Here is a 26,256-nt window from a genome sequence, read left to right as displayed (position 1 = left end):
AAAATTGATCATCGCGAGGAGGATATACATGAGCTGTCAACGGCAGGAATACCAAGCCATAACGATGAGTTCTGCCGTTCGGGGCAAGTTAATTAAACATATGCTGGATTGCCTGCCCCAGGAAGCCTGCGGGGTTCTTGTAGGGACAGTGGAAGCTGATGGCGCAAGAATCAACGATTACAAGCCAATGGCGAACATTGCGCCGGACCCGCAGCATTTTTTTCTCCCGGACCCGAGGGATTGGGTACAAGCACTTTACGCGCTGCCCGCCCCTATCGGCCTCTTTCATACCCATCCGCTCGCCGCGCCTTGGCCGTCTGCCGCCGATATAGCTGGCCTGTCCTCCTTGGAGAGCAGCTTTAGCGTGTATCTGATTGGCGCACCCGAACCCGGCGATGATTCTTCGCTACAGCTTAATGGATTTTATATCGAAAAAGCGCGCATGGATAATGTCTCCTCCGAGTACCTGCTTCGGCATGTTCCAATAGTGCCTATTTCCAAACTGAAAAAATAAAGAGTTCTACATGTTGTACATAACTAATATGTGGAACCCTTTATATTTAACTATCGTATCCGTTACTTTAATAAATTCGAAAATAAGGTTTTACTACACACACGTTCCGTAAAGATCGGAGTTCGCCTGGATGCAAGAACGACTTTATAAAAAATTTGTATGTTCGGCAATATGCTCTAGCAAACTCACCCACAAAAACACATGCACGCACACGCCGGATCAGATGAATAGGGCAACAGGCATTCTCTCAAATCCTTTGATAGACCTCCGTTCTCGCAACTTTTTATTTTCTCCCTCGAGCTTCTTCATCTTACGTTTTAGCGAAGCCATGATGGCGTCCTTGTTGTTTTCATCCATTTCTCGCTTGATTTGTTTTGGTGTCGGTACTTGAGCTTGCTGTTGACGAAGCGATTCGATCCGCACACATATCTCAGGATTGTTATAGAGCGTTGCTTTGCTTACGCCGGAATCAGTTGCTACACTCCTTTGGTTTTTCTCCGCAATTTCGTCGCAGAGAGACCCACAGCTAAGTCTTTACAAGGGCTACCGCCGTTGCCCGCGCATGCAGCCAAAGACACCGTTTTGAGATAATGAAATCTTGTCATAAACCAAAAAGAATTAGGAAAGATTTGTGAGGAAAAACTCCGCGAGCTTCGAAACCGCAGTTGTTACATACTCGTCTTTGTCGTAAGTATCAACATGGGTGGCGCCATCTATCCAGAACAGTTCCTTTGGCTCTTTTGCGTTCGCAATGGCTTCGGTCGTCATCCACGACGTGACCGCTTGATTTCCGGCGATCATGAGGAGCGGACGAGGAGAGATCTGGTCAATGAACCGAAATGCTTCAAAATAGGCGATTCGGTCTATACTGTTCCAGGTAAAAAACTTAGCCGAACGTGGATGCTGCGCGCGATCGGTGCAGTAGTATTCCCATCCCTCGAAGGCGTGCAGATCCCCCAATGCGCGAGCTTCGTCTTCGGTTGCAGGAAAGATCGGAAACACGCCCATTCCTTCTCCGCGGGCTTCCGTAGTGCGAGCCTTCGCCGCTGCATCGAGCATGCCCCTAAAAACGGCAGAGTCCTGCTTGCCGTCACTTCCTTTACGGAATTGAAGATGGATGTCGGCCGCGCTAACAGTGGCAACGGCCTTAACGCGTTGGTCGGTAACCGTAGCCGGAATAACGTAACCGCCAGAGGCGCAAATGCCAAGCACCCCGATGCGCTCCGGGTCGACCTCGTTGCGTGTGCTAAGGAACGAGACGGCGGCTTTGAAGTCCTCCACTCGATGGGCGGGGTCCTCCAGCCCCCTTGGCTCGCCTCCGCTTTCTCCCTGATAGGCCGCATCAAAGGTAAGTGTAATGAAGCCTTGCTCTGCAAGTCGCTTTGCGTAGAGTCCAGCGCTCTGCTCCTTTACGGCGGTGCCGGGATGGCCGACGACGATCGCGGGGCGCAGACCGTCAACCTTTCCTTTTGGGGTGTATAAATGGCCAGCGATCTTTACTCCAGCACTCTCGAATGTTACGTCCATTTTCATATAATTTTGCATGTATTATTCCTCCATACTTTTTATTTTGATTTACCTTTTCAACACGATTCCTGCACATAGGCAGACACAGCACATTATCTTTCAGCGTAATCTCCATAGTGTTCACTCGATGGCAGGTTTCTTATTATCGCAGCGTTCAACCTCCTCATAAATTAACAATTGTACATTAATGAATATTGATATATTAATGAACATGTCTATAATTATATTCGAGTACTGAAAACCCTCAATTGTTAGATCAGCGTGATTTGTTAATTAGTGAACAAAGGTTAGAACATTGTTTATTATTTCTTGAAAGTCTGGTGAGTTTGATGTCTAAAGTGGATCGAAGAATAGGTAAAACGCAAGAAGCAATCAAGAACGCGGTTATTGAATTGATGTCTAAAAAGAATTTCGATGACATTACGATTCAAGACATATCCGACAGGGCCAATGTAAGTCGGGGGACCATTTACCTTCATTACTTAGATAAATTTGATTTACTCGATAAGCTTGTCGAGTCGCATATCAATGAGCTCCGAGAAATTTGCAGGGGAGCAGATCCGGACTTTTTTATCGGAGCACCGCTATGGACTGAATATTTCGAACGAAATTATTCTTTTTTTTCTTTGATGCTAGCCAGTAAAGGAGCTCCTTATTTCCGCACCAGGTTCCTTAATTATCTTATCGAAGAATTTAAGCAAGAGGTGGACGTTACCAAGGGGGAAAACCAGGGATTAAACGATGAGTTAATCGTGAGGTTTGTAGCATCCGCATTCGTCGGGGTAGTGGAATGGTGGTTTATGAATGACAAACCGATCCCGCATCATGTCTTGGCTGAACAACTGGGGTCATTGTTTGAGAGGAATATGTAAGGGATCATACTACATCAGACGGCTTTAGCGCGTGCCGCTCCACCGATCGTACACATCAAAGGATACCGCGGCCCGCTTGCGATCTCCAGGCGCCGGAGAAAACAAGCCGAAGACGTTTGCGTTCCTCGGTCCACTCACCCGACAAGAAGCCGTGAGTCTATGTTCCGAGGGCGGCAACTCCAATCACTGGTTCCCGGGCAGCAGGCATAATCTCTGTTTCGACCTCAGGGATAAACAGCGAGTATTAGGTTCCCACCAGACCGATCGTTTCTTCGACCGGAATCCCCAAGCCTTTATTGGAACTTGTCAATATCGCAAAAAAAGAGGATTCCGTCAGAGACGAAATCCAATGAAGAGAGGGGTGAACAGATGACAGCAAACCGGGGAAAATGGCTGTCGACATGGACCTCATTTTCCGCACAACCCATACTGGGGAAGCATGCGCTGTTCAGCATTCCGCTTGAGGCTTGCGGAACCTGCCGGGCACTGCCGCAGCGGGCGGCAAGTTCACAAGCGGCGAACCTCCGGTGAACCCACGTAGCGCCAAACCCGCTGCATGCTCTTGATGCTGTCTTTATCAACTATATTGAGCGGTCGCAGCATTCCCGGTACCGCCGGAGCCAGCTGCGGTATGACCGCCTTATGTTCGGCTTAAATAGGTGTACAAGTCGCCCAGCGTCTCCACTTGGCCGGTGTTCAGGATTTCGCGGATATAGGAGACCCACAGCTCTGCCGTCATCTTGGCATCTTCCAGCGCATGATGCCGCCCCTGAATCGGGATGCTGTGCACCGCTAGAAGCTCATCAAGCGTATAAGTGCTGCGATGCGGTTCGAGCGTTCGGGCCAACATCATTGTATCCAGTACCCGGTGAGTGAGCTGTACTTTTGAAGTTTTCCACAAGGCGGCATTCAAAAATGCCTTATCATGCGCACTGCCATGTGCAACAAGCACACGTTGTCCCACAAAGGACATGAAATTATGCAATCCGTCGATCAAAGAAGGGGCTCCTGCCGTCATTTCCGGGGAAATGCCCGTCAGCTTGGTAATGTTATCCGGAATCACCGTCTGGCAATTGACCAGCGTATAAAAGCACTCGTCGTACTTTACCTTGTCACCGACAACCCGAATAGCGCCGAAAGACATAATCTCATCGCCATGCTGATGCGAAAATCCGGTAGTCTCCAAATCAAAAATGACCGTATCCAGCTCCGTAAGCGGCGTTCGCAATGCTTCTGGCCGCCGTTTCTCGCGCATCAGTGAACGGATAAAGGCCATTTGCTGCGCAGTTTGCTGGGCCGATTCCCCGCCCCGGATCGAAGCGAACGCGGACGGCATTCCGCCTTGCCGCAGATTGTTCCAGAATCCTCCGCCTTGTTTCGGCTCCTTCATGATTGTCTCCTTTCCGCTGACCGGAGCTGACGCTGCAGCGCCCGATGCAGGCGTCTGACAAGCAGCAGACTTTCCCGCAGCTCCAAGAAGAGCTGCTTGTTCTTTAGATCTTGTTCAGCCATGTAGTCACTGCCCTCCAATAACCCGTCCAGCTCTTTATAGGGCGTATTGGTCCTTAAACGCAATGCAGTCTTGAACGTACGGCGAACCTCTTCAAGATGATGATATTTGTTTAGCTCATCCAGTGCATCCAGCCGCTCCAGCGTTGAGCTTTCACGGATTCCATGCAGGATGGACATGTGCCTGACAATATTGACGAGCGGAATATACACTCCGTATTTGATATCGAATCCACCGGCATGATCACCAAAACGTTCGATCAGCACTTGTCCCAAAATATTCAACGTGGCTTTATGACGGACTGTATTCCGTAAAACGGCGGTATACAATTTCTCGTTGCCGACAAATCCGGCATGGAACGCCTCCTGCCATTCCTCTGACAATCGGGCACTGCCGGCAACATGCCGCATATCGGATGCGATGATCAGATACCGGACCGGCTCCCATTCCAGATCCTTCATCCAGCCGGCCAACTGTTCTTTCCATTCCGTCAGTGTTTTGCGCCACAACGGTTCGGAACACATCACTTTGCCTTCGCATTTTTCGTAACCCACCTGCTCAAGCAGATCGGATAATCGGACGCCAAAAGCGTCAAAATAATTGCGCTTAGCCCCGTCGGCTTCTCCTTCAATAATCAATCCGTTATCCTGATCGCTCCAAAGCGTACTCTCCCGCCTTCCGGCGCTGCCGAATACAATAAAGGAATAGGCGCAGGGAGGCGGGCCGTAGCCCGCCTCTTTCATCTGCGCCTCGCAAAGGGTCACCGCCGTCTTGGCGACCGCGTCGTGCATGTCGTTGACCACGGATACCCAATCTGCAATCGGAATAACATTTAACTGTTTCAGGAGAGCGGACTGGCAGGCGATTCGCCTTGCCCTTAGCTCTTCCGGCGTACCGGCTGTTGAGATGGACGTGAGTTCTCTGTCTTTGTTCCAATCCGCCACGCGGTCCGCCTCCCAGGTGAATGAAAGTATGAAATTAGTTCAGCGTTTTGGATTCCGATTCAGCGATCAGCTTCATTTGCTCCGGATAGCCGTATGTGCCGTGTTCGCTAAGGTCCAAACCTACCAATTCTTCTTCTTCCGTTACACGCAGACCGTTCACCAGTTTGATAACGTACAGGATAATGAAGGACATTACGGCTACGAATGCGAAGCTTCCAATCACGCCCAGCGCTTGAACGCCCACTTGGTGGAATCCGCCGTCATAGAACAAACCGGCTTTACCTACAAGCGCACCTTTTTCAATCAGTTTCGGGTCTGCAAAGAGACCTGTGGAAATCGCCCCCCACATACCGGCGATGCCATGCACGGAGAAAGCGTAGATCGGATCGTCGAGTCCCGCGCGTTCCAGCCATTGCGAAGTCATGAAGGTGAATGCTCCGGCAATTAGACCAATGACTACAGCAGCCCAAGGCTGTACGTAAGCGCAGGCACCGGTGATAGCAACGAGTGCAGCCAATACGCCGTTCAGCATTGCAGGAATGTCGGATTTTCCAAAGTACAACCAGGAAGCAATCAGTGCAGCCAGACCGCCTGCAGCAGCCGCAATGTTTGTCGTGAGGGCAACGTGGCCGAAGAATCCGCCCATCGGCGACAACGCGCTGCCTGGGTTAAAGCCGAACCAGCCGAACCAAAGGATGATTACGCCCAGTACCGTGAACACTTGGTTATGGCCCGGAATAATAACCGGTTTGCCTTCTTTATTAAACTTGCCGAGACGAGGTTTGAGCAGGATCGTTGCGACCACAGCCGCAGTAGCGCCAGTCAGATGGACTACCGTAGAACCGGCATAGTCTTGCATGCCCATTTGCGCCAACCAGCCGCCGCCCCATACCCAGTGAGCAACTACCGGATAAATAACAACCGAGAACAGGATACCGAAGATGATGTACACGCTCAGTTTGGCGCGTTCAGCCATACCACCGGATACAATCGCCAGGGATACTGCCGCAAAAGCCATTTGGAACAGGAATTTAACGTTCAGGGTAACGTCGGAGAATCCAAGAGCGTTTGCGAAAGCATCCGCTTGTGTGTCTCCGCTGTACAGGAAACCTGTCGTTCCGAAGAAATCGTTGCCGTTGCCGAAGCCGAGACCGAAGCCGAGGGCCCAAAAACAAAGGCTCGCAATCGCGAGAGTCAGTACCGTTTTACCGGCAACGTGGCCGGCGTTTTTCATGCGGACCGAACCAGCTTCCAGCATTGCAAAACCCGCTTGCATAAAGAATACAAGAATAAAGGCCAGGAACGTAAATGCCGTATCCAATCCGATTTGCAGATCAGGTGCGGTAGGTCCGTCAGCGGCAAAAGCGCTGACCGGGTAGATCATTAGTGTGACCATAGCCAGGAACATCATCAGTAATTTCTTTTTCATACGTTACCCCACTCCCCTAATGTCATATTTTCTAACAAAGCGTGAAACTCTTAATGTCATTATAATCAGAAGTCAGGTAAATTGACAAGACAATTTTTTTGAATATACGCTTTAAATTATGCCGGCTACGTAAATGGCTCCTCGCCCGCTAAATTAACCATCGTTCAGTAAAAATCCTCACCACTTCAAGGGACTCCTGCGGTTATAACTGTTACATATTGATCGTGTCGGGATGAAATGCCTATTCATTTCGCTCTATTATTATGTATTCCACAATTGAAACATGCTGAGTGTATGTCAAAAATATTCATGCAAATTACTGCACTATTTTCATTATACCGCACAACCATTTGTACTTTAATTCATTTTTCATGAAGAAAGTGACTAAACTGCAACGATTCCTACGATATATTACACACCGTGTTATGTATATACTCGGTAATATATCTGCATTTATAGAACACCCGATGCATATACATAAAGTAAGCATGACGTTTGACTGTACGGTTTGTGGTTTGATATCATTATATAATAGAAAGAAACAAAGCTGCCGCCCGCATCGTGGCGGTCGATTAATGAGGTGAATTGAAATGGGGATATGATACTATACCGGATCGGAGAATTGGCCAAGGCCGCAAACACCAGCGAACGCACCATTGATTACTACACGAAGCTGGGACTCATTTCTCCGGAAGTGCGCACTGAGAAAAATTACCGGCTGTACAGCCATGAAACCTTAGCCGCTCTTGAACGTATTAGTCAGTTAAAACAGGAGAAATATAGCCTGGATGAAATCAAAAGCATCATGAGCAAATGGAGTGCCGCCGCTCCGGAAGCCGAAGTCTCGGACAAACTGGTGGAATTGGAGCTTCACATGCAGCAGCTGGAACGGGAAGTCAAAGCCCTGGAGCCGGTCCTCAGCGGATTGAAGCCAAAACAGGCCAAGCGGGCGCTGGCCGCTCTCCTGCCGCAGGGACTTGCTTGCATGGAAGCAATCAAATATTTGCTTTCGCAAAATTTATGACTACTTAGTGGAGGAATGAACATCATGATGTCTTTAATGTATTTATTAGTATTTATCGCCTTTCTGTTTTCCTTGTGGGCGCAGTTCAGGGTCAAGGGGAACTTCAATAAATGGGCAAAAGTTGCGAACATGAGCGGGCTGACCGGATATGACGCCGCCCGCCGAATGCTTGACGCGAACGGACTCCACGATGTGCCGATCGAGCCGGTACGCGGAGCACTTTCCGACCATTACGACCCAATTCACCGCGTTGTGCGTTTGTCGGAGCCGGTCTACTACGAACGTTCCATCGCAGCGATCTCGGTAGCCTGCCACGAAGTGGGGCACGCCATCCAGCACAAAGTCTCCTATCCGATGCTGGCGCTGCGCCACCGGATTTTCCCGGTCGTCAACTTCGCATCCGGCGTGGCACCGTTTATGATTCTTGCCGGCTTCCTGTTCAGCTCGCTGAATCTGGTGGGTCTTGGTATCATCTTCTTCTCGGTTACCGTCGCGTTCCAGCTCGTGACGCTGCCCGTCGAGTTCGATGCCAGTAACCGTGCCCGCAAAATTATGCCACAGCTCGGCTTCGTCTACGGCGATGAAAGCCGCGGCGTCGCCAAAGTGCTGAATGCTGCCGCACTGACTTATGTCGCCGCAGCCCTCGTCTCAATTCTTGAACTACTTCGCCTGGTTACCATGTTCCTTGGCAACCGCGATTAATCCCAGCACGCAATCGAATACGAACGAACTAAATCAAACACCCCGTCAGGCTAGGAGCCTGGCGGGGTGTTGTTGTTGCGGTCTTTAAAGTAAGTCAACAGGAACATGCGGAACGAACGGGCAACGAGCGGCAGCTTGCCGTCGCTGCGATGGATGATGCCGACCGTACGGGTAACGACCGGTTCAATTACCTTGACCTTGGCCGGCTGCATCGGGCTCGTCGGATAAAGCGCCGTCTCCGGCAGCAGGCTAACGCCCATTCCGGCGGCAACCAGACCGCGGATCGTATCCGTCTCTCCCCCTTCAAAAGCGATCTGCGGCTTAAAGCCTGCCTGCAGGCACGCCTGCCAAACGATCGGCCGCAGGGAGTAGCCTTGGCTGAACAGCACGAATTTCTCATCCGCCAACTGTTCCAGCCGGATGACCTCTTCTCCCGCCAGCGGATGGCTCTGAGGCAAGATCGCAAACAATTCTTCGGTCATCACGATATCGCCGGCTACATTGCCGTCGTTCTCGGGAAACGGCGAGATAAAGGCCAGATCCACTTCTCCGGATAAGACATCCTTGATTAACGAAGAATAGGTTCCCTGTTTGAAAAGGAACTTCACGTTCGGATAATGTCGCCGGAATTCCGCAACGATCGTCGGAATCAGATGGGTCCCCAAGCTGTGCGGGAAGCCGATACGGATCTCGCCGCGCTCCGGGTCTAGAAATTCGTGAATCTCCATGACCGAACGCTCCAGGTCTCTCAGAACGCTTTCGACCCGTTTACGAAAGAGCTGGCCCACCGGCGTGAGCTGCAAATTACGACCTTTCTGCATAAACAGCTCCACCCCAAGCTCTTCTTCCAGCTGATGGATCTGCCGGCTGACTGCAGACTGGGCGACATGCAGTTCCTCCGCGGCTTTCGTTACATGCTCTTTCTGGGCTACCTTCAGAAAATATTGCAGCTGCCTTAGTTCCACGCCTTACACCCGCCCTTGCCGTCGTCTGAATTGAAAAAGACGAAGTATCAGCCCGTACAGGAAGAATCCGGCAATCAATCCGCCAAGGTGGGCCATATAATCGACGCTAGGCGATGCGAAGGACATAATAATCCCCATTACCAGCAGGCTGTACAGCGTTTTGCGGGATTGCGGGTCCATCATGTTGCGCTGCATCAGGGCGATGTACAAAAAGCCGCCGTACACGGCATAGATTGCTCCTGAGGCACCCACCGACACCGTGGCGACATCGACCACATCGCGGCTGCTGACAGCCACGGACAGAATATTTGCGATGATGCCGCCGGCCACATAGAGCAGCGCATATCTCCACCAGCCCATCACCCGTTCCAGCGGCGGCGCGAAGACCAGCAATGCAAAGCAGTTGAAAAACAGGTGGGCAAAGCCGTTATGCAGAAATATCGCGGCGACATAACGCCACAGTTCGCTTTTCTCGGGACCGGCGTTGACCGTGGCTCCATAATGGACCAGCGTATTCAGATTCGTTGAACCGCCGTCCAGCGTGAGTACGATAAACATCAGCACATTCGCTGCTAGCAAAACGCTGGTAACCGGATAATACCGGAGATAACTCCGCCAATTCTCATACCGTATGAATATCATGGCACCCATCCTTTATGTAAGTTGTCCGGTTGGACTGAGGCTTCCGAAACGATTATAATTTATTCTGGCAGTAACAATCCAATTTCGCGTTCAAGGAGGAACCAAAGACATGGCGCAAGAAAGAACAGGCGTAGCCGCTTTTAAAGGAAATCCGATCACCCTGATTGGACCGGAGCTTAAAGCCGGGGACACCGCTCCGAATTTTACAGTAAGTAAAAACTTGCTTGAAACCGCGCAGCTCAGCGATTATGCAGGCAAAATCAAGCTGATCAGCGTGGTCCCTTCCCTAGATACCGGCGTATGCGACGCGCAGACCCGCCGATTCAACAGCGAAGCCGCAGAGCTTGGCGACGATGTCGTCATCCTGACCATCAGCATGGATCTGCCGTTCGCCCAAGCCCGCTGGTGCGGTGCCGCCGGAATTGACCGCGTCGTCACGTTATCCGACCACAAGGACGCTTCCTTCGGACAAGCCTACGGCGTTCTGATCAAGGAGTTCCGCCTCGATATGCGTTCCATCTTCGTTATCGACAAGAACGACAAGCTGACTTATGTGGAATACCTCGCGGAAATGTCCGAGCATCCGGATTACGATGCCGCCATCGCCGCCGTCAAAGCGCTGATGTAGTTCCCGTTTCGTTTAACGCTGATTTTAAAAAAGCGGCAGAAGGTCTTCCCTTCTCCGCTTTTTTTACATGTATAGAGATTCAATCCACTTTGAATTTGCCGAGCTTCTTGTCAAGCGACTGGTACAGCCGCTGGATAACGCGGTAGTTGGCGCCCAGATCGCCGAGCGATCCTCTGGAAGCGGAATAGATGTCGATGGCACAGCGCACTGGCGTAGTGTTCAGCACCGATACGGTGATATCAAGCGTGCGGCCGAATCCCGTCTTTTTCTCCAGGATAATTTCACCGACCGACTGCACCTCATGCAGTACTCTGTAACCGGGAATCTTTTTAAGTGTCGAGGATACCTCGTCCCATGCTTTGTCTTTCGAAAGATTGTAATAACGCGTCTTCAATGCCGGATCTTTCGCGCGGTCGCTTGTTCCGTCAAAACTGCGGAAAAGGCCGACCAAGGTTCTCTTGAGCGACAAAATTTTTCCCCCTCTTCAAATCTCAAGATCATTATTCTAAGTGTAACATTGTTGACCCAGGAACAAAAGGGCAGCCCCTTACTTTCCTGTGATCGAACGCAAACAAAAAAGGCACCCTGATCCGCAATTAAGCGGGAAACAGGGCACCTTGGGTCTAAAAGCGGAAAACCCGCCTATGCCGTCCGGCTGCAGTGTCTTCTGAACCTGCTTTCACAGGTGGGTGACCGCAGAAGTCGTTTTTGAATTCCCCAAGTCGTATAGACAGGGCCTTTCAGCCGCGCTTCGTGTAGATCTCCCGAGACATTGTCATTGGTTCAAAACAACGAGCAACCGTTAACGTACATCGCAGGATTTACAATCATTATATTGCGTTATGACGAAAATGTAAACCTGTATGCGCTTTAGATTACGATGGTATTATTTTCTCGCCGTTCCGCGGAGCCCTTTATTCGCTCTTTTTGGTTTGTTCGTTCCATTCTTTTGTTTCATAATCGTCGTCGTCATCGTCATCATCGTCGTCATCGGCTTCCGCCTGTCTGCGTGCCTCTTCTTCCGCGGCTTCCTGCGCTGCCAGTTCTTCTTGCTTTTTCTTCTCTACCTGAAGCTGGAGCTTGTTGTATGTCGCGTAGAAATTAAAGAAGGCCAGCATCGAAATGAGCGTAGGTACACAAAGCACGTAAAGCACGGGATACCGAAGACCTATATAAAGGATTACGCCTGCGCCAATCAGCGTAGAGAATACGCGGAACGGCCGGGCGATGGTCAGCAGGATGGAGTTCGTCATTACTTCTTTGAAGGTCATTTGATAGTGAACCACGATCGAGAAGAAATTGAACAAGGAGACAAAAACGATAATCATCAGTACCAGCATCAGGATGCCGACCAACCGGAAGTTGGCCATCTGCGTCATGTATACGGTAACATCCACGTACATCACGGCAAACAGGATGGTGTAAATGATCCCCCCCAGCATGCTTTTCTTATAGTTCTCTTTATAGCCTTGAAAAAAAGTCTTGAACGTTCCTACGTCGGTGTTACCCATAACCCACTTGCGTACAACGGTAAACAGCGCCGATGTGGCTGGGAATACAGTGAACGGGGTTACAACCCCCAGTACCCAGTTGAGCGTGATTTGCTCATTGGCTCCACCTGCATCCGCACCGGTCAACATAAACTTGGTCAACAACACAAAAAGAAACGGAATCGAACAGATTGCCCATAAGATATTACTGAAGGCAATACGTGATATCCATTCCGTCACGCGGTATAAACCGCCCATTGCTCCTTTAAACTCCAATTCCCTTCCTCCTGTCTGTCTCGCGCATACTGCGTACCTTAACTATACCCTATTTGATATGGACATTTCCAGCGCCCAATCTTGTGAACACTGGGTAAGCGTCTATGCAATCGGGTCGATAAGTCCATATATTGACAACGTAACAACGACAACAACCACTTAAAGGAGGTAACGCTCATGTCCGCACCTGGCTGCTATCCTTGGACTTCCACCGGCACGATCCTTGTATTGTTTATCCTGCTCGTCATCATCACTCGTACTTTCATCTAAGTGGGTTATTCGCCGCATCACTCCATAGCATAATAAAAGAAGACGAGATTCCGCCGGGCGGATCTCGTCTTCTTGGCGCCTTCTAATGCGGGCGATTATTCGTTAAAGTCGTCGCGGTTGGCCGGACGGGAGCTGGATGGACGGCTGGACGGCTTGCGGTCGCTTCCGCCGTCGCGGTTGCCTTTGTATCCGCCGCCGTATGTGCCGCCGTAGCCGCTGCTGTAACCGCCGCGGCCGCTGTTGCCGCCACCTTCACGATCACGGTTGCCTTTGTATCCGCCGCCCGCGTTGTCGCGGTTGCCGCGGTATCCGCCGCCGCCCGAACCCGAACCGGATCCCGACCCGTTACGGTTGCCGCCGTAGCCGCTGTTAGGCTTACGGCCGCTGCGTAGATCGAATTTGCCGCCTCTGCGTTTCACGCGGATCGGATCTTCCGGCGTCAATTCGACTTGGGCATCCTTCGACTCGCCGGTCAGCAATTTCAACGCTGCCGAGAGCAGTTGTACAGAGTCGTATTGCTCCAGAAGCTGAATGGCAATGCCTTTGTATTCGTTCAGCTCGCCGCCTTCAACGGTTGCCAGCAGGCGTTCAGCGGTGATGCGTTGTTTGCCCTCAATCGCCTCTGCCATCGTAGGCAGCGGTTTGCGGGTAATCCGGTGACGGGTTACGCGTTCGATCAGGTGCAGGTGGTCCATTTCACGCGGCGTAACGAAGGACCATGCAGTACCTTCTTTGCCTGCACGGCCGGTACGGCCGATACGGTGTACATAACTTTCCGGATCTTGCGGCAGGTCAAAGTTAATGACATGCGTAACACCGGAAACGTCGAGACCGCGCGCAGCCACGTCGGTGGCTACCAGTACGTCGATGCTGCCGTCGCGGAATTTGCGCATAACGGCGTCGCGTTGGTTCTGCGACAAGTCGCCATGCAGACCGTCCGCGGAATAACCGCGCTTCTGCAGACCTTCGGACAATTCGTCAACCCGGCGTTTTGTACGGCCGAAGACGATCGCGAGTTCAGGCGATTCCATGTCGATCAGGCGGCTAAGCGCTTCGAACTTTTGGCGTTCAGGCACTTCGATGTACGCCTGGTCGATCAGCGGTGCGCTGATTTGCTTCGGAATGACCGATACATGCTGCGGGTTCTTCAGGAACTGTTGGGCAAGACGCTGAATGTTAGGAGGCATCGTTGCCGAGAATAACATTGTTTGGCGTTCTTCCGGCACCAGCTTCAGGATCGTTTGAATATCTTCCATAAAGCCCATGTCCAGCATTTCGTCCGCTTCATCCAGAACGACGGTTTGCACGTCGTCCAAGCGGATCGTTTTACGGTTGATGTGGTCCAGGAGACGTCCCGGAGTACCGATAATCAATTGCGGTTTCTTCTTCAGACCGCGGATTTGGCGGCCGATGTCTTGCCCGCCGTAGATGGCCAGCGAACGAAGGCCCTTGAAGCGGCTCAATTTACCGATTTCTTCGGCAACCTGAATGGCCAGCTCACGGGTCGGCGTCATAATGAGCGCCAGGATTTTCTCGTCTTCACGGGTGATCTTGGAGATCAGCGGGATACCGAAAGCGGCGGTCTTGCCCGTACCGGTCTGTGCTTGACCGATCATGTCCGATCCGGTCAGCGCGATTGGAATCGCCTGCTCCTGAATCGGTGTCGCTTCCTCAAATCCTAGTTCAGTGATTGCCTGAAGCACTTTGGGCTCCAGGCCGAATTCTGCGAATGTTTTCAAATTATTCATGCTCCTTCTATACAGTGGACATTCCACATGCTTGTCTGTATTCTTAAGTAGCGGTAAACACAAATATAGGCTGTCCAGAATAGCCTGTTTCTCTGCACGGCTACTGCAGTTCACTCCCGAAGTAAATGCAAAAAGTATCATTTTAACGTTCTACTCAAGAATATCCTATACATTATATCACATAACCCATCGGGAATACCAGTGTATTCCTTTCTTTCATTATTTACATTTCAAGGCAGGGGTGAAAGTGCTTGCAAAAAGCAAAACTAATCGGTAGCTATCTCACGGTAATATTCGGGTCCGCCCTTATCGCAAGCGGTTTTAATCTGTTTCTGATCCCGCATCGCCTGCTCAGCGGCGGCGTCTCGGGCTTGGCGATGCTGGTCGGCTATTTTACGCCGTTCAACATCAGCCTTATGTATCTGGTCTTTAACCTGCCTTTGCTGATTGCCGGCTGGTTCCAGCTCGGCAGACGCTTCATCGTCCTCAGCATTGTTTCGGTTGTCGCAACTACCTGGCTGATGGCTCTGCTTCCGGAGCGGCAGGTAGCATCGGACATGCTTCTTGCTTCCGTTTTTGGGGGCGTGCTGGTCGGCGCGGGCGCCGGCATCTCCTTCCGGGTAGGAGGTTCCTCCGGCGGCTTTGACATTCTGGGCTCCATTATTACCAAATACCGCGACTTTCCGGTAGGTAACGTGCTGGTGGGTCTTAACGGTCTGGTGATTTTAGCCGCGGCTTATTTTGACAACAACTGGAACCTGGCGCTGGCTTCCATGGTATCCATTTACGTAAGCGGGAAAGTGGTTGATCTGATTCATGTCAGCCATTTGAAGGTAACAGTATATATTGTAACCACACGAACCGACGAGCTTCTGCAGCAATTGCTTGGACTTCAACGCGGTGTCACCAAAATTAAAACCGAAGGCGCTTATTCTCATGTCGAAAGGGACATGCTAATGACAGTAACCACCCGGTACGAGCTTGCCGAGTTGAAGCGGATTATCCGAAACAGCGATCCCCAGGCATTTGTCAATATCGTGGAAACCGTCGGGGTTATGGGTTCTTTCCGCAAGCGATAAATTTTAAGAAATGCGCATAATTTAAAATTGTGATATATTAGTCTTACGCAGAACCCATAACTAAATCATGAAGATTGTGCGTTATCCCTTTTTCAAAAGCACTTCGTTTTCCGATGAACCTGAATTTCATTCAGCACTATTCGAAAAAGGAAAGGGTGACTTTTATGGAAATGGAAACGGTGAAACTGTCTGCAATCGTCATGAGGTGGTATCCGGATATGATGCCGTTCCTGAAACAGGATGAACTCAACTCCATAATTGTCTTGCGCGACGGGCTGAGCATTCTGGAGGCGGCAGATGCCATGGATATCATCCACTACAGCATCTACGAGCATCAGAATTCTGCGTATCTTCAATGATTTCCTTTTTGGCACTTTAAGCAAGCTGGTTTTTAGATGCCGCCCATGCAGGTTTTGGCACGCGCCGATGCCTTCCGTAGGCGGCATTTATTTTGCCGTTTAAAATTTGTACATCCCGTTTAAAAACAACAAGAAGCGACAGCACCTTGGAAAAAATCAGGGATTGTTACAAGACTGTTCTTTTTACCGGGTGCCGTTCCTTTATACTTTAAGGGAATGTACATTAAGGGAGAGAAACGCATGAATATCACCTGGGCACTACTGATGATGGCACTCGGGAGCGTCGGCGTACAGCAAAATACGCATCAAGCCGATGTCTCCGCCGCACTACAAACCGCCATGGACACAGCCATCGTCGCACCACACAGCAGCAGCAGTCCTGACGCAAACTCGCCGTCACCGAATGTCTCAGGCGGAACTACAACGCCAACGCCTTCAGCTGGAGGAACGGCCGGTACGGCATCGCCGTCGCCGGACAGTACTTCAGGGCTTGTTCACACCGATCCGCAGCCCGATGCTCCAAAGGTTAAAGGGATTTACGTTACGGCATACAGCGCCGGCGGTTCCCGGATGGAGACGCTGCTGAAGCTGCTGGACGAGACGGAACTGAATGCAATGGTCATCGACATCAAGGACGATGCCGGCTACATTACGTACAAGACGGACAATCCGGAGCTTCAGAAGCTCGGACAACCGCAGCCGTTCATCGGAGACATCCAGAAATTGATGACCCGGCTCAAAGAGCATAAGGTGTATCCGATCGCGCGTATCGTCGTCTTCAAGGATACCGTGCTTGCCAAGAAAAATCCGCAGATGTCTTTCGTGAATCCAGACGGGACCGTCTGGACGAACAAGAAAAAAGGCGGAGACAGCTTTGTTAACCCTTATGATGAAGATGTGTGGAAGTACAATGTGGATATTGCCAAGGAGGCCGTAAAGCTGGGCTTCAAGGAAATCCAGTTCGACTATGTAAGATTCCCCGAAGGTTTCGAGAAACGGGCGGATACGCTGAAATATGTCAAAAGCAGCAAGACGCGCGTCGAAATCGTCTCCGACTTCGTCAATTACGCCAAATCGGAGCTGACGCCGCTGGGCGTAAGGGTCTCGGTGGACATCTTCGGTTACGCCGCTTCCGTACCCGCTGCCGAAGGGATCGGACAGGATTTCGTCAAAATCTCCAAAAACGTCGACGTTATCAGCCCGATGGTTTACCCGAGCCATTACTCGACCGGCTGGTTTGATGTAAAGGACCCGGACAAAAATCCGTACGCCACCATCAAAGGCTCCATGGTCGACACGCATAAAAAGCTCGATCCGCTGGGCAGCTACAAACCGGTCATCCGGCCTTGGATCCAGGACTTTACCGCCAGCTGGCTGGGCAGCGGCCATTACGTGAAATACGGCAAACAGCAGGTTGAGGATCAGATCCGCGCCCTGCATGACGAGAATATTGATGAATATCTGTTATGGAACGCGAACAACCGTTACACTTCAGGCGTAACCTATAAATAATCCGATTCATGCACTTATCTTTTATTCACATAGCAAACAGTAACAGGACCCGGCGTCTGCCGGGTCTTTTGCTGAACAGACGGCTGCGCCGCCGATCACAAATCCTGATAACGAGGCCTATACAATGAGACAAACTTTTTCATACCGGCAAAAAGCAAGCCAGTTCCTGCACATCCTCTTCCCGATTCTGGTGACGCAAATTGCGTTATCCGCGATTACCTTCTTCGACACCAACATGTCCGGCAAATTCGGAACGGACGACTTGGCCGGCGTTGCCATCGGTACCAGCCTCTGGATTCCCATCCAGACCGGGCTCAGCGGCATTCTGATCGGAATTACGCCCGTGGTGTCCCATTTAATCGGCAGCCGAAAAGACAGTGAAGTGGCGCCGAAAGTGTTCCAGAGTTTATGGATGTCGCTGTTCCTCTCCCTGATCGTGCTAATTCTTGGCGGTCTTGTCCTGTCGCCGATTCTCGATTTCATGAACCTGGAGCCGCAGGTGCGCAATATCGCCTTCCGCTTCCTGACCGCCATCGCTTTCGGCGTCATTCCGCTCTTCGGGTACACGGTCATTCGCAGCTGCATCGACGCGCTTGGCCAGACACGAATCTCCATGCTGATCACGCTGATCGCTCTTCCGGTCAATGTCGGCCTGAACTATCTGCTGATCTTTGGTCATTTCGGATTCCCGCAGCTCGGCGGCGTAGGCGCCGGCGTGGCTTCCGCGATAACATATTGGGTCATTTTTGCCATATCGCTCGTATTCATGTACCGGTTCGAGCCTTTCCGGCGGTTGCGAATGTTCCGGAAATTCTACATATTCTCGCTGCGCAGCTTCAAGGAGCTGCTGAAGATCGGCATCCCCATCGGATTCTCGATTTTCTTCGAGACTGCCGTGTTCTCGGCGGTAACCCTGCTGATGAGCCGCTTTGACACCGTAACCATTGCTGCCCACCAGGCAGCCATTAACTTCGCATCCACGCTGTATATGATCCCGCTCAGCATCTGCATGAGCCTGACCATCCTGGTCGGCTTCGAGAACGGAGCTTCGCGTCTGCGTGACGCCCGGCAATACGGGGTTATCGGCATTGGATCCGCTGCGGTCCTTTCGCTGCTTACGGCGCTGGTACTCCTGTTCGCGGGAAGACATGTCGCCGGACTGTATTCGGATGACCCGGCGGTGATCTCACTGATCAAGCATTTTCTGATCTATGCGATCTTCTTCCAGATCTCGGATGCCATTGCTACGCCGACGCAAGGCGTCCTTCGGGGCTATAAAGACGTGAATCCGGCGTTCATCATTTGCTTTGTGGCTTACTGGGTGATCGGGCTGCCTATCGGGTATGCGCTTGCGACGTATACGGATCTGGGCGCTTACGGCTACTGGATCGGGCTGATCACCGGGCTCGCGCTCGGTGCCATCATGCTGCTCAGCCGGCTGGTCATGGTCCAGCGGCGGTATACACGGGAGGCCGGCAAGGCAGCACTGTAAACTGACGTCACTCGAAGCTGGCTGCAGGTGTGCGGTGACACTTTTTTTACAAATTAACGTAAAGACAAATCGTCCCCACAGGGACGATTTTTTTATGAGCAACGATTACGCAGGAAATGAAATAGGGTATAATTTGGTATAATTTAGTGAATTAGTATGGTGGTGATACGGATGATCTACAGAAAAGCGGTGTTCTGGTTCTCCTTTGCAAGCCTTGTCATCTGTCTGTTGAACTACTTTGGTTACGACAGCAGAAACATTCTGCTGTTCGCCTTAAATCCTCTGCTAAATCCTATTGTATACAGCGAGCCCTTCCGTCATTTGGTCTTCAATTTCAACAGCTCTCCCATGAACGGCGACAGCATGGCGATTGACGTCTATTTCCCCGCTTATATTCTCCATTTCTTTTCGTTCCTGCTGATTGGAGCTATAGTTGATGGCCTGATGATTCGAATTTTGAAAAAGCAAAAACCGCCCTCGTAGGGGCGATTTTTAATGAAGCACTTCCTACTCAGGTGATTGCCACGACCGTTGCTTCACCGGCTTTTGACCAGCAAGCCTACCGCTTCCTTGATCACCTGATCCGGCGCGCGGCCTTTATCGAGTTCATCCTGGATGCAGTGCTCCAGATTCTCTCCGATGACGGCGCCTACGGTCCGGTCCACAGCTGTCCGGATCGCCGTTAGTTGAGTCACGATCTCCCGGCAATCCGCTCCCGCCTCCAGCATGTTCAGCACACCGCGCACCTGGCCTTCGATCCGCTTCAGCCGGTTTTTTGTCGCTTTATCGTATTCCATATTGTCCCCTCCTAATCAGGTAAACAGGTTCACCGTTGAATCCTCGGCAGCCCCCAAATACGCGGCCACTCCGCCAAACTCGACGCCATCGATCAATTCTTCCCGCGATATGCCCATAATGTCCATGCTCATCGTACAGGCGATCAGCTTCACGCCGACCTTCAATGCACCTTGCATTAACTGTTCCAATGAATTGACGTTTTTGCGCTTCATCGCATAACGGATCATCTTCGCGCCCAGACCGCCCATGTTCATTTTGGACAACGGCAGGCCCAAAGTTCCTTGCGGCATCATGGCGGCGAACATCTTGTCCATGGCCGGTTTCTTCACTTTCGGTGCCCGGCGTTTATCCTTACGGAGCACGTTCAATCCCCAGAAGGTGAAGAACATCGTTACCTCCTTGCCCATCGCAGCCGCGCCGGAAGCGATAATAAACGAGGCGATGGTTTTGTCCAAGTCGCCGCTGAACACGATCAGGGTCGTTCCATCCTTCGGAGCTGCGGAACTGCCGGAAGCTGCTGCAGGAATTTCTGCGTTCCCTTTACGAACCACTGCCTGCACTTTCCCCGCGGTTAGATCAACAGCCTCCAGCGTGTTGCCCGTTTTCAAGCACCACTGCCGGATGTCGGCGGCGAAGCCGAAATCGGTCGCAGTGATCGCGAGCCGCTCGCCCTCCTCCATCGTCTGCACCGTCTCATACACCTTGAGTATAGGGCCAGGGCACTGTAGTCCGCAAGCATCCAGCAGCAGCGGAGAGGCCGTAGCGGAAGCAGCTGCAGGCGGCTCAATCTGTGCGTAACGATCCGGTGCAGGCTTAGACGGACGGATCCTAGACTCTTCGGAAAAGGATGCTGGCGCCGAAGGGGCAGCCTGCTCCTTAAGCGGTTGAACCGGATCCTGACGCCCTTGATCCGTGTCGTTATTACGTTTGGCGGCCATCGCAGAATAGGTTTTATAGCCGCCATCCACATTTTTCACGTTATATCCATGCTGCATAAGCATCCGGGCTGCAATGTATCCTCGCAGGCCAACCTGACAGGAGACAGCAAATTCCCGGTCTCCCGGCAATTCATCCAGCCGATCCCGCAGCTGAGCGAGCGGAATATTTACCGAGCCTGGAATCGAGCCGGCGAGCCGCTCCACTTCATCGCGGACATCGATAACCAAGCCGCCGCCGGCGACAAAATTATCGACCTCGTACCACTGAAGATTGCGGACTAACCCCTCGAGCACATTGCCAGCAGCGTATCCGGCCAGATTAACCGGATCTTTGGCCGACGAATACGGCGGTGCGTAGGCCAGCTCGATATCGGCCAGCTCGCTTGCCGTCAGCTTGCCGCGGATCGCCGCCGAGATAACGTCGATCCGTTTATCGGCGCCGTCTGGACCGACGGCCTGGGCTCCGAATAAAGTTCCGTCCTTGGGGCTGAAAAGCAGCTTAATCGCCAGCGGTGATGCACCTGGATAGTATCCGGCATGGGAGTTGGGATGAATATGCACCGCTTCATACGGAATCCCGCGCGCCCGCAGCGTTTTTTCATTGTTGCCCGTGAGCGCCGAGGTCAAACCGAAGGTTTTGATGATCGCTGTGCCCAGCGCACCTTCATAGGATATTTCCCGGCCATTGATATGGTCTGCCGCAAGCCTTCCCTGCCGGTTGGCCCCCCAGGCCAGCGAAACCATCGTTTCGTATCCAAGGTTGTAATCCTTCACTTCAATGGCATCGCCGACGGCATAAATAGCTGGATCGCTGGTCTGAAGCGCATGGTTGACCTTTACCGCGCCGCGTACGCCCAGTTCAAGTCCCGCAGCCCGCGCCAGCTCGTTTTCAGGCGTTACGCCGATGGACATGATGATCAGATCGGTCCGAAGTATGGCACCCGACGCAAGCGCTAAGGTCTTGCCACCGTCTTCGATCGCTTCAACGCCCTCGTTCAACCGAAGGTCAACGCCGTGCAGCCGCATATGCGCTTCAACCGGCGCCGCCATCTCCGGATCAAGCGGTCCGAGAATTTGTCCGCCCCGATCGATAACCGTTACATCCAGTCCCCGTTCTCGCAGATTCTCTGCCATCTCCAACCCGATAAACCCTGCGCCCAAAATCGTGGCATGTCCGGATTTCAATCCATCCACAGCGCTTTTAATGCGGTCCGTGTCTGCGATATTACGCAAAGTATACAGATTCTGAGCCGCGCCGATTCCCGGGATCTCCGGAACGATCGGTTTGGCGCCCGGTGACAAAATCGCGAAATCATAGGACATCTCGCCCGTCTCCCCGGTTTCAACGCTGCGATAACGGATCATTTTGCGGTCACGAAGGATCTCAGTCACTTCCGTCTTCACCCGCACATCGATGTTAAAACGTGCCTTGATTCCTTCCGGCGTTTGGACGAACAGTTTTTCGCGCTCGGCGATGGTTCCGCCGATATAATACGGCAGGCCGCAGTTGGCGAAGGATACATGCTCCCCGCGTTCAAACATAATGATCTCATCCTGCTCGTTTAAGCGCCGCAAGCGCGCCGCCGCCGAAGCTCCACCGGCAACCCCGCCGATAATAACAATTTTTCTGCTCACATTTCTTCCCCCTAATAATAATACCCTATGGGGTATATAATATACGGGTGGGGGTATACAGTCAAGCACATTCTCCCTCTTTGTTGAAACGAACTTAACCGAGAATGCTGTTTTCTAAATAACAAAAAAAGCCCCGAGCAGCCAATGCGGCTGCCGGGGCGCTGCTATCCGATTATTGGGACAGGCGGGATGCCAGTTCATACATTTCCGTATCGAATGGTTTCTTCGTATTTACAACCAAGTCAATGTCGGTCAGGGTCAGCTCGCCTTTGATGATGCCGCAGGCTTTGCCGGATTCGCCTTCAATCAGCTTGCGTACGGCAAAATCGCCCAGACGGCTGGCCAGGTTACGGTCGGCCGGAGTCGGCGTGCCGCCGCGTTGAATGTGGCCAAGCACAGTAACGCGCGCATCCAGGGAGGAGTGGCGGTCTTTGAGCGCTTGGGCAACATCTTCGCCTTTGCCAACGCCTTCCGCAACGATTACGATACTGTGGCGTTTGCCTTTAGCGAAGTTTTCCTTCATGCGGTCGGCCACTTCGTTCAGATCGTAAGGCATTTCCGGAACGAGAATCGTTTCGGCGCCGGAAGCCAAGCCGGCATGCAGGGCGATATCGCCGCAATGACGGCCCATAACTTCAACGATGGACGAACGTTCATGCGATGACATCGTGTCGCGGAGCTTGTTCACGGCATCCACTACAACGCCTACGGCGGTGTCAAAACCGATGGTGTAATCGGTGAAGGAAATATCGTTGTCGATGGTGCCCGGCAAGCCCATTGTTTTGATGCCGAGCTTGCTCAGCTTGTTCGCGCCATTGTAAGATCCGTCGCCGCCGATGACCACCAGGCCGTCGATGCCTCTTTCGTTGAGGATGTCGGCGCCTCTTTGCTGGCCTTCCGGCGTCATGAACTCCAGACAGCGGGCCGATTGCAGAATCGTGCCGCCGCGTTGGATGATATCGCCCACGCTGCGCAGATCCATCGGGAAAATATCGCGGTTCAGCAGGCCTTGATACCCGCGTTGAATACCGTATACTTCAATTCCGTAGAAGATCGCGCTGCGCACGACGGCGCGGACAGCGGCGTTCATCCCTTGGGAGTCGCCTCCGCTTGTCAATACTGCAATTTTTTTAACCTGAGTCATGTGTTGCTTCCTCCTTAAATGTTGTGCGAAGCCCGGTGGCAGTCGGGTCGCAGCTCTAATACATGCGCTTTCGAATCCAGCGGCTGTTCGCAAAGAAAAAGAGCCGGGTGAGCGGACTTCTTCGCATCAGGCGTTTGGATACAGAGCGGACTTCCCGTTGTTCGCTGACTTTCGGATCGGATAGATACAGTGCGAGCAGCCCTTCGATGACCATGCGGTGCATGGACGTCTCGGGGAGACTCCGTACATCCCTGCGGGCCCACTCCACAATGGAAGCGATCCGGTTCAGCATGGTATCGGTATCTTCATAATAATTGCAGAAATTCAGATCTCCGCCGGCCCGGTCTTCATCCTGATCGATCAGATAGTCGAGCATAATATGCAATCCGCAAAGATGCGGGAAGTACGCAGCACGAATCGAAGCCGATGTCGTGAGACTCAGCTTGGGATTGCAGGCAGCCAGAAAAAGCATAAAGATGCCCAGTGTCGATCCGGTAGCCGCAGCAAACTCATTCCAGTACAAATGGGGTGCACGATGGCCTTCCTTGCCCCACCACTCTTTCAGCGCATCCTCCCGCAAATCGTGACGGATATGCTTGTACACCTGCAGATCAGTATACAGGACAGCCAAATCGCGGATCTCCGCCGCCGCAGCGGCATAACCCGGCAGAAGCGCAGTCATCTCCTGGCATTTGCGGACCAGCCGGTGCAAATAACCGCCATCGTCCTGCTCGCTCCGCAGCGCGTAATAATTGCTCAGCTCCGCGCCGGGCGTGACGGCATCCAGCATCGATTGATGCAGCAGCCGGAAATCGGCAGGATCGAGCGAAGTACTGCGGTCGCACAGATTGTCCAAATAATCGCTGATCGTTTGATACGCTACAATTAACGGAATCAGTATATGCCTCATCGACAGATTGCCTGCGGCGTAAATGCCGCCCCCTTCGCAGTGAAACTGCTTCGTTTCAATGCTCGCAAGCGCCTGCTTTCTCAGCTCCAGATCGGGAATACGCTGCGCATCCTCGCGCCAGGAGCGGAGACTTTCCCGCACTTCAGGCAAAATGTACTTGTACACCCGGTTCATCAGTCCGATCGGACCGCGCGGGCCCAAGTAACGGCCTTGCTCTACTTCGTTCAATGAAAGTGCCTCCACAATGTTGTCTCCTTCTCCAAACCAACCATATTATAATATGCTGGACGTAATAGTACAAACAACAAAATCACTTACGCAACATATTGAAACATTCAGAAAACGTCATTTTTACAAACATCAGCAGGTTTCTTTATGATATACTAGGCGTATTTGATAACCGGAGGAGTGCAACATCATGGATAGAGAAGCGACCCGCAGCAAGTACAGCGACCAGAACTGGCTGCGATCCTTCATGTTTACCGTTTATGGTACGGGCGTGCTGGCCGTATCCTATTTTCCTTTGTTTTACGCCAATCTCGGCTTCAGCAGCCGGCAAATCGGACTGCTCTATTCCATCGGCCCGCTGATCTCCATCCTCTCGAATCTGTTCTGGAGCACGGTCAGCGACCGGCTGGGCACGACGCGCAAGATTATGTCCATTTTGCTTGCGGGACAACTGGCGGCGGCCATCCTGCTTGCCAGAGCGGACGATTTTTCTACAGTCATGCTCATTCTTTCCTTTTTCTATTTCTTCTATTACCCGGTTTTTCCGCTTTCCGATACAATGGCGATTCAAACTGCCGAGCGACACGGCCGAAATTTCATTACGATTCGCGTCTTCGGTTCGTTGGGCTATTCCTTTTTTGCCTTGACGATCGGCTATGTCCTGCGCGGGCTCGGCTCCTCTTCCAGCGTCGGCGTTTATATCGTCATCGCCGCAACCGCCTTTATTCTTACGTTCATGCTGAAGGATGTCCGGCGCAAGAACAAGCAGGCCACCGCCGTAACGGCTGCGGTAACGGAACAAGCTGTTGGTGAATCCCGAAGCCTCAAAGCGATATTGCTGCAAAAAGAGGTGCTGTGGTTCTTCGGCCTGGTGTTCGTGCTGGCGATCGGCTACCGGATGAACGAGGCATTCCTGACGGTCAGCCTTAAGGGCATGAACGCCGGCGACGAAATTGTCGGCTGGGCGCTGCTCGCCTCGGCGCTCAGTGAAATTCCGGTCTTCTTCGCCCTAAGCAAGTACGGGGACCGGTATAAAGAACTTCCGCTGCTGGCATTCGCCAGCCTGATGTTCGCCCTGCGCTTCCTGCTGATGGCCCTCACCGATCAGCCCGTTGCCGTCGTGTTCATCCAAGCGATGCACAGCGTATCCTTCGGCATTTATTATGTAACCGCGGTGCGCTATATCACGCGGATCATTCCTGATCAGCTGCGCGCAACCGGCCAGGCGATCTTCACCGTCGTCTGGTCCAGTGCGGCGGGACTGCTCAGCGGCACCTTCGGTGGTGCCATCTATGAAGAATCCGGCCGGTCCTTCTTCTACTTCGTCGCCGCCGGATTCTCCGTCATCTCCTGCCTTGGATTCCTGTTCCGCCATCTGGCCGATGCCGGCGGCGAGCCTCGCCGCTTCGGCAGACGCGCTAAGGCTATCCAAAGCGGATTGCCCGCCGAAGCACCGCTTCCGGCAGGCATAGAGCCATTGCCTCTGGAGAAGCCTTCACTGTAACAGTCCCCCGGGATGAGTCACCTTATTCCGGGGATTTTTATATAGAAACAACAAAAAAACACAGTTCCCGAAAGAACTGTGCGTTTCTGTTAACTCGGTTCCACACTTACAAGTGC

25 protein-coding genes, 1 other RNA gene and 1 pseudogene are annotated in these 26,256 nt (G+C 52.2%); 12 read left to right on the top strand and 15 right to left on the bottom strand.

Annotation, left to right across the window (positions count from 1 at the left end):
* Window positions 1-28: 28 nt before the first annotated feature.
* Window positions 29-514: a M67 family metallopeptidase gene (locus BMW84_RS01690; RefSeq protein ID WP_091063760.1), complete on the top strand. Its 486-nt coding sequence runs from the start codon at window positions 29-31 to the stop codon at window positions 512-514.
* 219 nt (window positions 515-733) lie between these two features.
* Here the strand turns inward: BMW84_RS01690 and BMW84_RS24995 are convergent.
* Window positions 734-997 (bottom strand): annotated as a pseudogene (locus BMW84_RS24995) (DUF6262 family protein); the annotation flags it as partial.
* Window positions 998-1,132: 135 nt separating this feature from the next.
* Window positions 1,133-2,059, bottom strand: a complete 927-nt coding sequence (locus tag BMW84_RS01680) for an alpha/beta hydrolase (protein WP_217646110.1) — start codon at window positions 2,057-2,059, stop codon at window positions 1,133-1,135.
* A gap of 311 nt (window positions 2,060-2,370) precedes the next feature.
* On the opposite strand from BMW84_RS01680, the gene BMW84_RS01675 reads away from it, so the two are divergent.
* A complete protein-coding gene (locus BMW84_RS01675) occupies window positions 2,371-2,913 on the top strand; it encodes a TetR/AcrR family transcriptional regulator (RefSeq protein WP_091063755.1) in 543 nt (180 codons plus the stop codon).
* 640 nt (window positions 2,914-3,553) lie between these two features.
* On the opposite strand, the gene BMW84_RS01670 is transcribed toward BMW84_RS01675, so the two are convergent.
* Genes BMW84_RS01670 through BMW84_RS01660 form a run of 3 tightly spaced genes read right to left on the bottom strand, consistent with a single transcriptional unit; the run spans window position 3,554 to window position 6,796 of the window.
* Window positions 3,554-4,303, bottom strand: a complete 750-nt coding sequence (locus BMW84_RS01670; protein ID WP_091063752.1) for an exonuclease domain-containing protein — start codon at window positions 4,301-4,303, stop codon at window positions 3,554-3,556.
* Window positions 4,300-5,367: a DUF294 nucleotidyltransferase-like domain-containing protein gene (locus BMW84_RS01665; RefSeq protein ID WP_091063750.1), complete on the bottom strand. Its 1,068-nt coding sequence runs from the start codon at window positions 5,365-5,367 to the stop codon at window positions 4,300-4,302. The genes BMW84_RS01670 and BMW84_RS01665 overlap by 4 nt, the downstream gene beginning before the upstream one ends.
* 34 nt (window positions 5,368-5,401) lie before the next feature.
* A complete protein-coding gene (locus BMW84_RS01660; RefSeq protein ID WP_091063747.1) occupies window positions 5,402-6,796 on the bottom strand; it encodes an ammonium transporter in 1,395 nt (464 codons plus the stop codon).
* Between the two features lie 598 nt (window positions 6,797-7,394).
* On the opposite strand from BMW84_RS01660, the gene BMW84_RS01655 reads away from it, so the two are divergent.
* Window positions 7,395-7,820, top strand: a complete 426-nt coding sequence (locus BMW84_RS01655) for a helix-turn-helix domain-containing protein (protein ID WP_091063745.1) — start codon at window positions 7,395-7,397, stop codon at window positions 7,818-7,820.
* Between the two features lie 27 nt (window positions 7,821-7,847).
* On the top strand, window positions 7,848-8,522 hold the full coding sequence (locus tag BMW84_RS01650; protein WP_091067915.1) for a zinc metallopeptidase: 675 nt from the start codon (window positions 7,848-7,850) through the stop codon (window positions 8,520-8,522).
* Between the two features lie 50 nt (window positions 8,523-8,572).
* Here BMW84_RS01650 and BMW84_RS01645 read toward each other — a convergent pair whose 3' ends face one another.
* Window positions 8,573-9,487: a glutamate biosynthesis transcriptional regulator GltC gene (locus tag BMW84_RS01645; RefSeq protein WP_091063743.1), complete on the bottom strand. Its 915-nt coding sequence runs from the start codon at window positions 9,485-9,487 to the stop codon at window positions 8,573-8,575.
* Window positions 9,488-9,490: 3 nt separating this feature from the next.
* On the bottom strand, window positions 9,491-10,129 hold the full coding sequence (locus tag BMW84_RS01640) for a rhomboid family intramembrane serine protease (protein ID WP_091063740.1): 639 nt from the start codon (window positions 10,127-10,129) through the stop codon (window positions 9,491-9,493).
* A gap of 109 nt (window positions 10,130-10,238) precedes the next feature.
* Here BMW84_RS01640 and tpx point away from each other — a divergent pair, with 109 nt between their 5' ends.
* On the top strand, window positions 10,239-10,757 hold the full coding sequence (gene tpx, locus BMW84_RS01635) for a thiol peroxidase (protein ID WP_091063737.1): 519 nt from the start codon (window positions 10,239-10,241) through the stop codon (window positions 10,755-10,757).
* Window positions 10,758-10,836: 79 nt separating this feature from the next.
* Here tpx and BMW84_RS01630 read toward each other — a convergent pair whose 3' ends face one another.
* From BMW84_RS01630 to BMW84_RS01620, 3 genes are all read right to left on the bottom strand, one after another.
* Window positions 10,837-11,226, bottom strand: a complete 390-nt coding sequence (locus BMW84_RS01630; protein ID WP_091063735.1) for a DUF1499 domain-containing protein — start codon at window positions 11,224-11,226, stop codon at window positions 10,837-10,839.
* 162 nt (window positions 11,227-11,388) lie between these two features.
* Window positions 11,389-11,581, bottom strand: a non-coding RNA gene (gene ssrS, locus BMW84_RS01625) — 6S RNA.
* Window positions 11,582-11,671: 90 nt separating this feature from the next.
* Window positions 11,672-12,523, bottom strand: a complete 852-nt coding sequence (locus BMW84_RS01620; RefSeq protein ID WP_091063732.1) for a YesL family protein — start codon at window positions 12,521-12,523, stop codon at window positions 11,672-11,674.
* A 177-nt stretch (window positions 12,524-12,700) separates the two neighbouring features.
* Here BMW84_RS01620 and BMW84_RS01615 point away from each other — a divergent pair, with 177 nt between their 5' ends.
* The gene (locus tag BMW84_RS01615; protein WP_091063730.1) at window positions 12,701-12,793 is read left to right on the top strand and encodes a dihydroorotate dehydrogenase; all 93 of its coding nucleotides are present in this window, start codon (window positions 12,701-12,703) and stop codon (window positions 12,791-12,793) included.
* A gap of 95 nt (window positions 12,794-12,888) precedes the next feature.
* On the opposite strand, the gene BMW84_RS01610 is transcribed toward BMW84_RS01615, so the two are convergent.
* The gene (locus BMW84_RS01610) at window positions 12,889-14,532 is read right to left on the bottom strand and encodes a degradosome RNA helicase CshA (RefSeq protein WP_091063727.1); all 1,644 of its coding nucleotides are present in this window, start codon (window positions 14,530-14,532) and stop codon (window positions 12,889-12,891) included.
* A 260-nt stretch (window positions 14,533-14,792) separates the two neighbouring features.
* On the opposite strand from BMW84_RS01610, the gene BMW84_RS01605 reads away from it, so the two are divergent.
* From BMW84_RS01605 to BMW84_RS01585, 5 genes are all read left to right on the top strand, one after another.
* Window positions 14,793-15,620 carry a YitT family protein gene (locus BMW84_RS01605; RefSeq protein WP_091063726.1) on the top strand — a complete coding sequence of 276 codons (828 nt, stop codon included), beginning with the start codon at window positions 14,793-14,795 and terminating at the stop codon, window positions 15,618-15,620.
* Window positions 15,621-15,784: 164 nt separating this feature from the next.
* Window positions 15,785-15,979, top strand: a complete 195-nt coding sequence (locus BMW84_RS01600; protein WP_091067912.1) for a hypothetical protein — start codon at window positions 15,785-15,787, stop codon at window positions 15,977-15,979.
* Window positions 15,980-16,219: 240 nt separating this feature from the next.
* A complete protein-coding gene (locus BMW84_RS01595; protein WP_254772829.1) occupies window positions 16,220-17,491 on the top strand; it encodes a putative glycoside hydrolase in 1,272 nt (423 codons plus the stop codon).
* Window positions 17,492-17,615: 124 nt separating this feature from the next.
* Window positions 17,616-18,983: an MATE family efflux transporter gene (locus tag BMW84_RS01590; protein WP_091063723.1), complete on the top strand. Its 1,368-nt coding sequence runs from the start codon at window positions 17,616-17,618 to the stop codon at window positions 18,981-18,983.
* 171 nt (window positions 18,984-19,154) lie between these two features.
* Window positions 19,155-19,466 (top strand): hypothetical protein, encoded by a 312-nt coding sequence (locus tag BMW84_RS01585; RefSeq protein WP_254772828.1) that lies wholly within the window; start codon window positions 19,155-19,157, stop codon window positions 19,464-19,466.
* 53 nt (window positions 19,467-19,519) lie between these two features.
* Here BMW84_RS01585 and BMW84_RS01580 read toward each other — a convergent pair whose 3' ends face one another.
* From BMW84_RS01580 to BMW84_RS01565, 4 genes are all read right to left on the bottom strand, one after another.
* Entirely contained in the window at window positions 19,520-19,780 is a 261-nt protein-coding gene (locus BMW84_RS01580) for a metal-sensitive transcriptional regulator (RefSeq protein ID WP_091063719.1), read from the bottom strand.
* A 15-nt stretch (window positions 19,781-19,795) separates the two neighbouring features.
* The gene (locus BMW84_RS01575) at window positions 19,796-22,354 is read right to left on the bottom strand and encodes a DsrE/DsrF/DrsH-like family protein (protein WP_091063716.1); all 2,559 of its coding nucleotides are present in this window, start codon (window positions 22,352-22,354) and stop codon (window positions 19,796-19,798) included.
* 172 nt (window positions 22,355-22,526) lie between these two features.
* A complete protein-coding gene (gene pfkA / locus BMW84_RS01570) occupies window positions 22,527-23,498 on the bottom strand; it encodes a 6-phosphofructokinase (RefSeq protein ID WP_091063715.1) in 972 nt (323 codons plus the stop codon).
* Between the two features lie 55 nt (window positions 23,499-23,553).
* A complete protein-coding gene (locus BMW84_RS01565) occupies window positions 23,554-24,636 on the bottom strand; it encodes a tetraprenyl-beta-curcumene synthase family protein (protein ID WP_175498638.1) in 1,083 nt (360 codons plus the stop codon).
* Window positions 24,637-24,826: 190 nt separating this feature from the next.
* On the opposite strand from BMW84_RS01565, the gene BMW84_RS01560 reads away from it, so the two are divergent.
* Window positions 24,827-26,140 carry an MFS transporter gene (locus BMW84_RS01560; protein WP_254772827.1) on the top strand — a complete coding sequence of 438 codons (1,314 nt, stop codon included), beginning with the start codon at window positions 24,827-24,829 and terminating at the stop codon, window positions 26,138-26,140.
* The last annotated feature ends 116 nt before the right edge of the window (window positions 26,141-26,256 follow it).

The sequence above is a fragment of the Paenibacillus sp. NFR01 genome, from assembly GCF_900111565.1.
GTDB lineage: Bacteria > Bacillota > Bacilli > Paenibacillales > Paenibacillaceae > Paenibacillus_AQ.
This window is presented reverse-complemented; position numbering and strand designations above follow the sequence as displayed.

Coding starts and splice junctions, on each gene's coding strand:
- BMW84_RS01690 (WP_091063760.1), top strand. CDS start 29: ATGAGCTGTCAACGGCAGGAATACCAAGCCATAACGATGAGTTCTGCC.
- BMW84_RS01680 (WP_217646110.1), bottom strand. CDS start 2,059: ATGCAAAATTATATGAAAATGGACGTAACATTCGAGAGTGCTGGAGTA.
- BMW84_RS01675 (WP_091063755.1), top strand. CDS start 2,371: ATGTCTAAAGTGGATCGAAGAATAGGTAAAACGCAAGAAGCAATCAAG.
- BMW84_RS01670 (WP_091063752.1), bottom strand. CDS start 4,303: ATGAAGGAGCCGAAACAAGGCGGAGGATTCTGGAACAATCTGCGGCAA.
- BMW84_RS01660 (WP_091063747.1), bottom strand. CDS start 6,796: ATGAAAAAGAAATTACTGATGATGTTCCTGGCTATGGTCACACTAATG.
- BMW84_RS01655 (WP_091063745.1), top strand. CDS start 7,395: ATGATACTATACCGGATCGGAGAATTGGCCAAGGCCGCAAACACCAGC.
- BMW84_RS01650 (WP_091067915.1), top strand. CDS start 7,848: ATGTCTTTAATGTATTTATTAGTATTTATCGCCTTTCTGTTTTCCTTG.
- BMW84_RS01640 (WP_091063740.1), bottom strand. CDS start 10,129: ATGATATTCATACGGTATGAGAATTGGCGGAGTTATCTCCGGTATTAT.
- tpx (WP_091063737.1), top strand. CDS start 10,239: ATGGCGCAAGAAAGAACAGGCGTAGCCGCTTTTAAAGGAAATCCGATC.
- BMW84_RS01615 (WP_091063730.1), top strand. CDS start 12,701: ATGTCCGCACCTGGCTGCTATCCTTGGACTTCCACCGGCACGATCCTT.
- BMW84_RS01600 (WP_091067912.1), top strand. CDS start 15,785: ATGGAAATGGAAACGGTGAAACTGTCTGCAATCGTCATGAGGTGGTAT.
- BMW84_RS01595 (WP_254772829.1), top strand. CDS start 16,220: ATGAATATCACCTGGGCACTACTGATGATGGCACTCGGGAGCGTCGGC.
- BMW84_RS01590 (WP_091063723.1), top strand. CDS start 17,616: ATGAGACAAACTTTTTCATACCGGCAAAAAGCAAGCCAGTTCCTGCAC.
- BMW84_RS01585 (WP_254772828.1), top strand. CDS start 19,155: ATGATCTACAGAAAAGCGGTGTTCTGGTTCTCCTTTGCAAGCCTTGTC.
- BMW84_RS01580 (WP_091063719.1), bottom strand. CDS start 19,780: ATGGAATACGATAAAGCGACAAAAAACCGGCTGAAGCGGATCGAAGGC.
- pfkA (WP_091063715.1), bottom strand. CDS start 23,498: ATGACTCAGGTTAAAAAAATTGCAGTATTGACAAGCGGAGGCGACTCC.
- BMW84_RS01560 (WP_254772827.1), top strand. CDS start 24,827: ATGGATAGAGAAGCGACCCGCAGCAAGTACAGCGACCAGAACTGGCTG.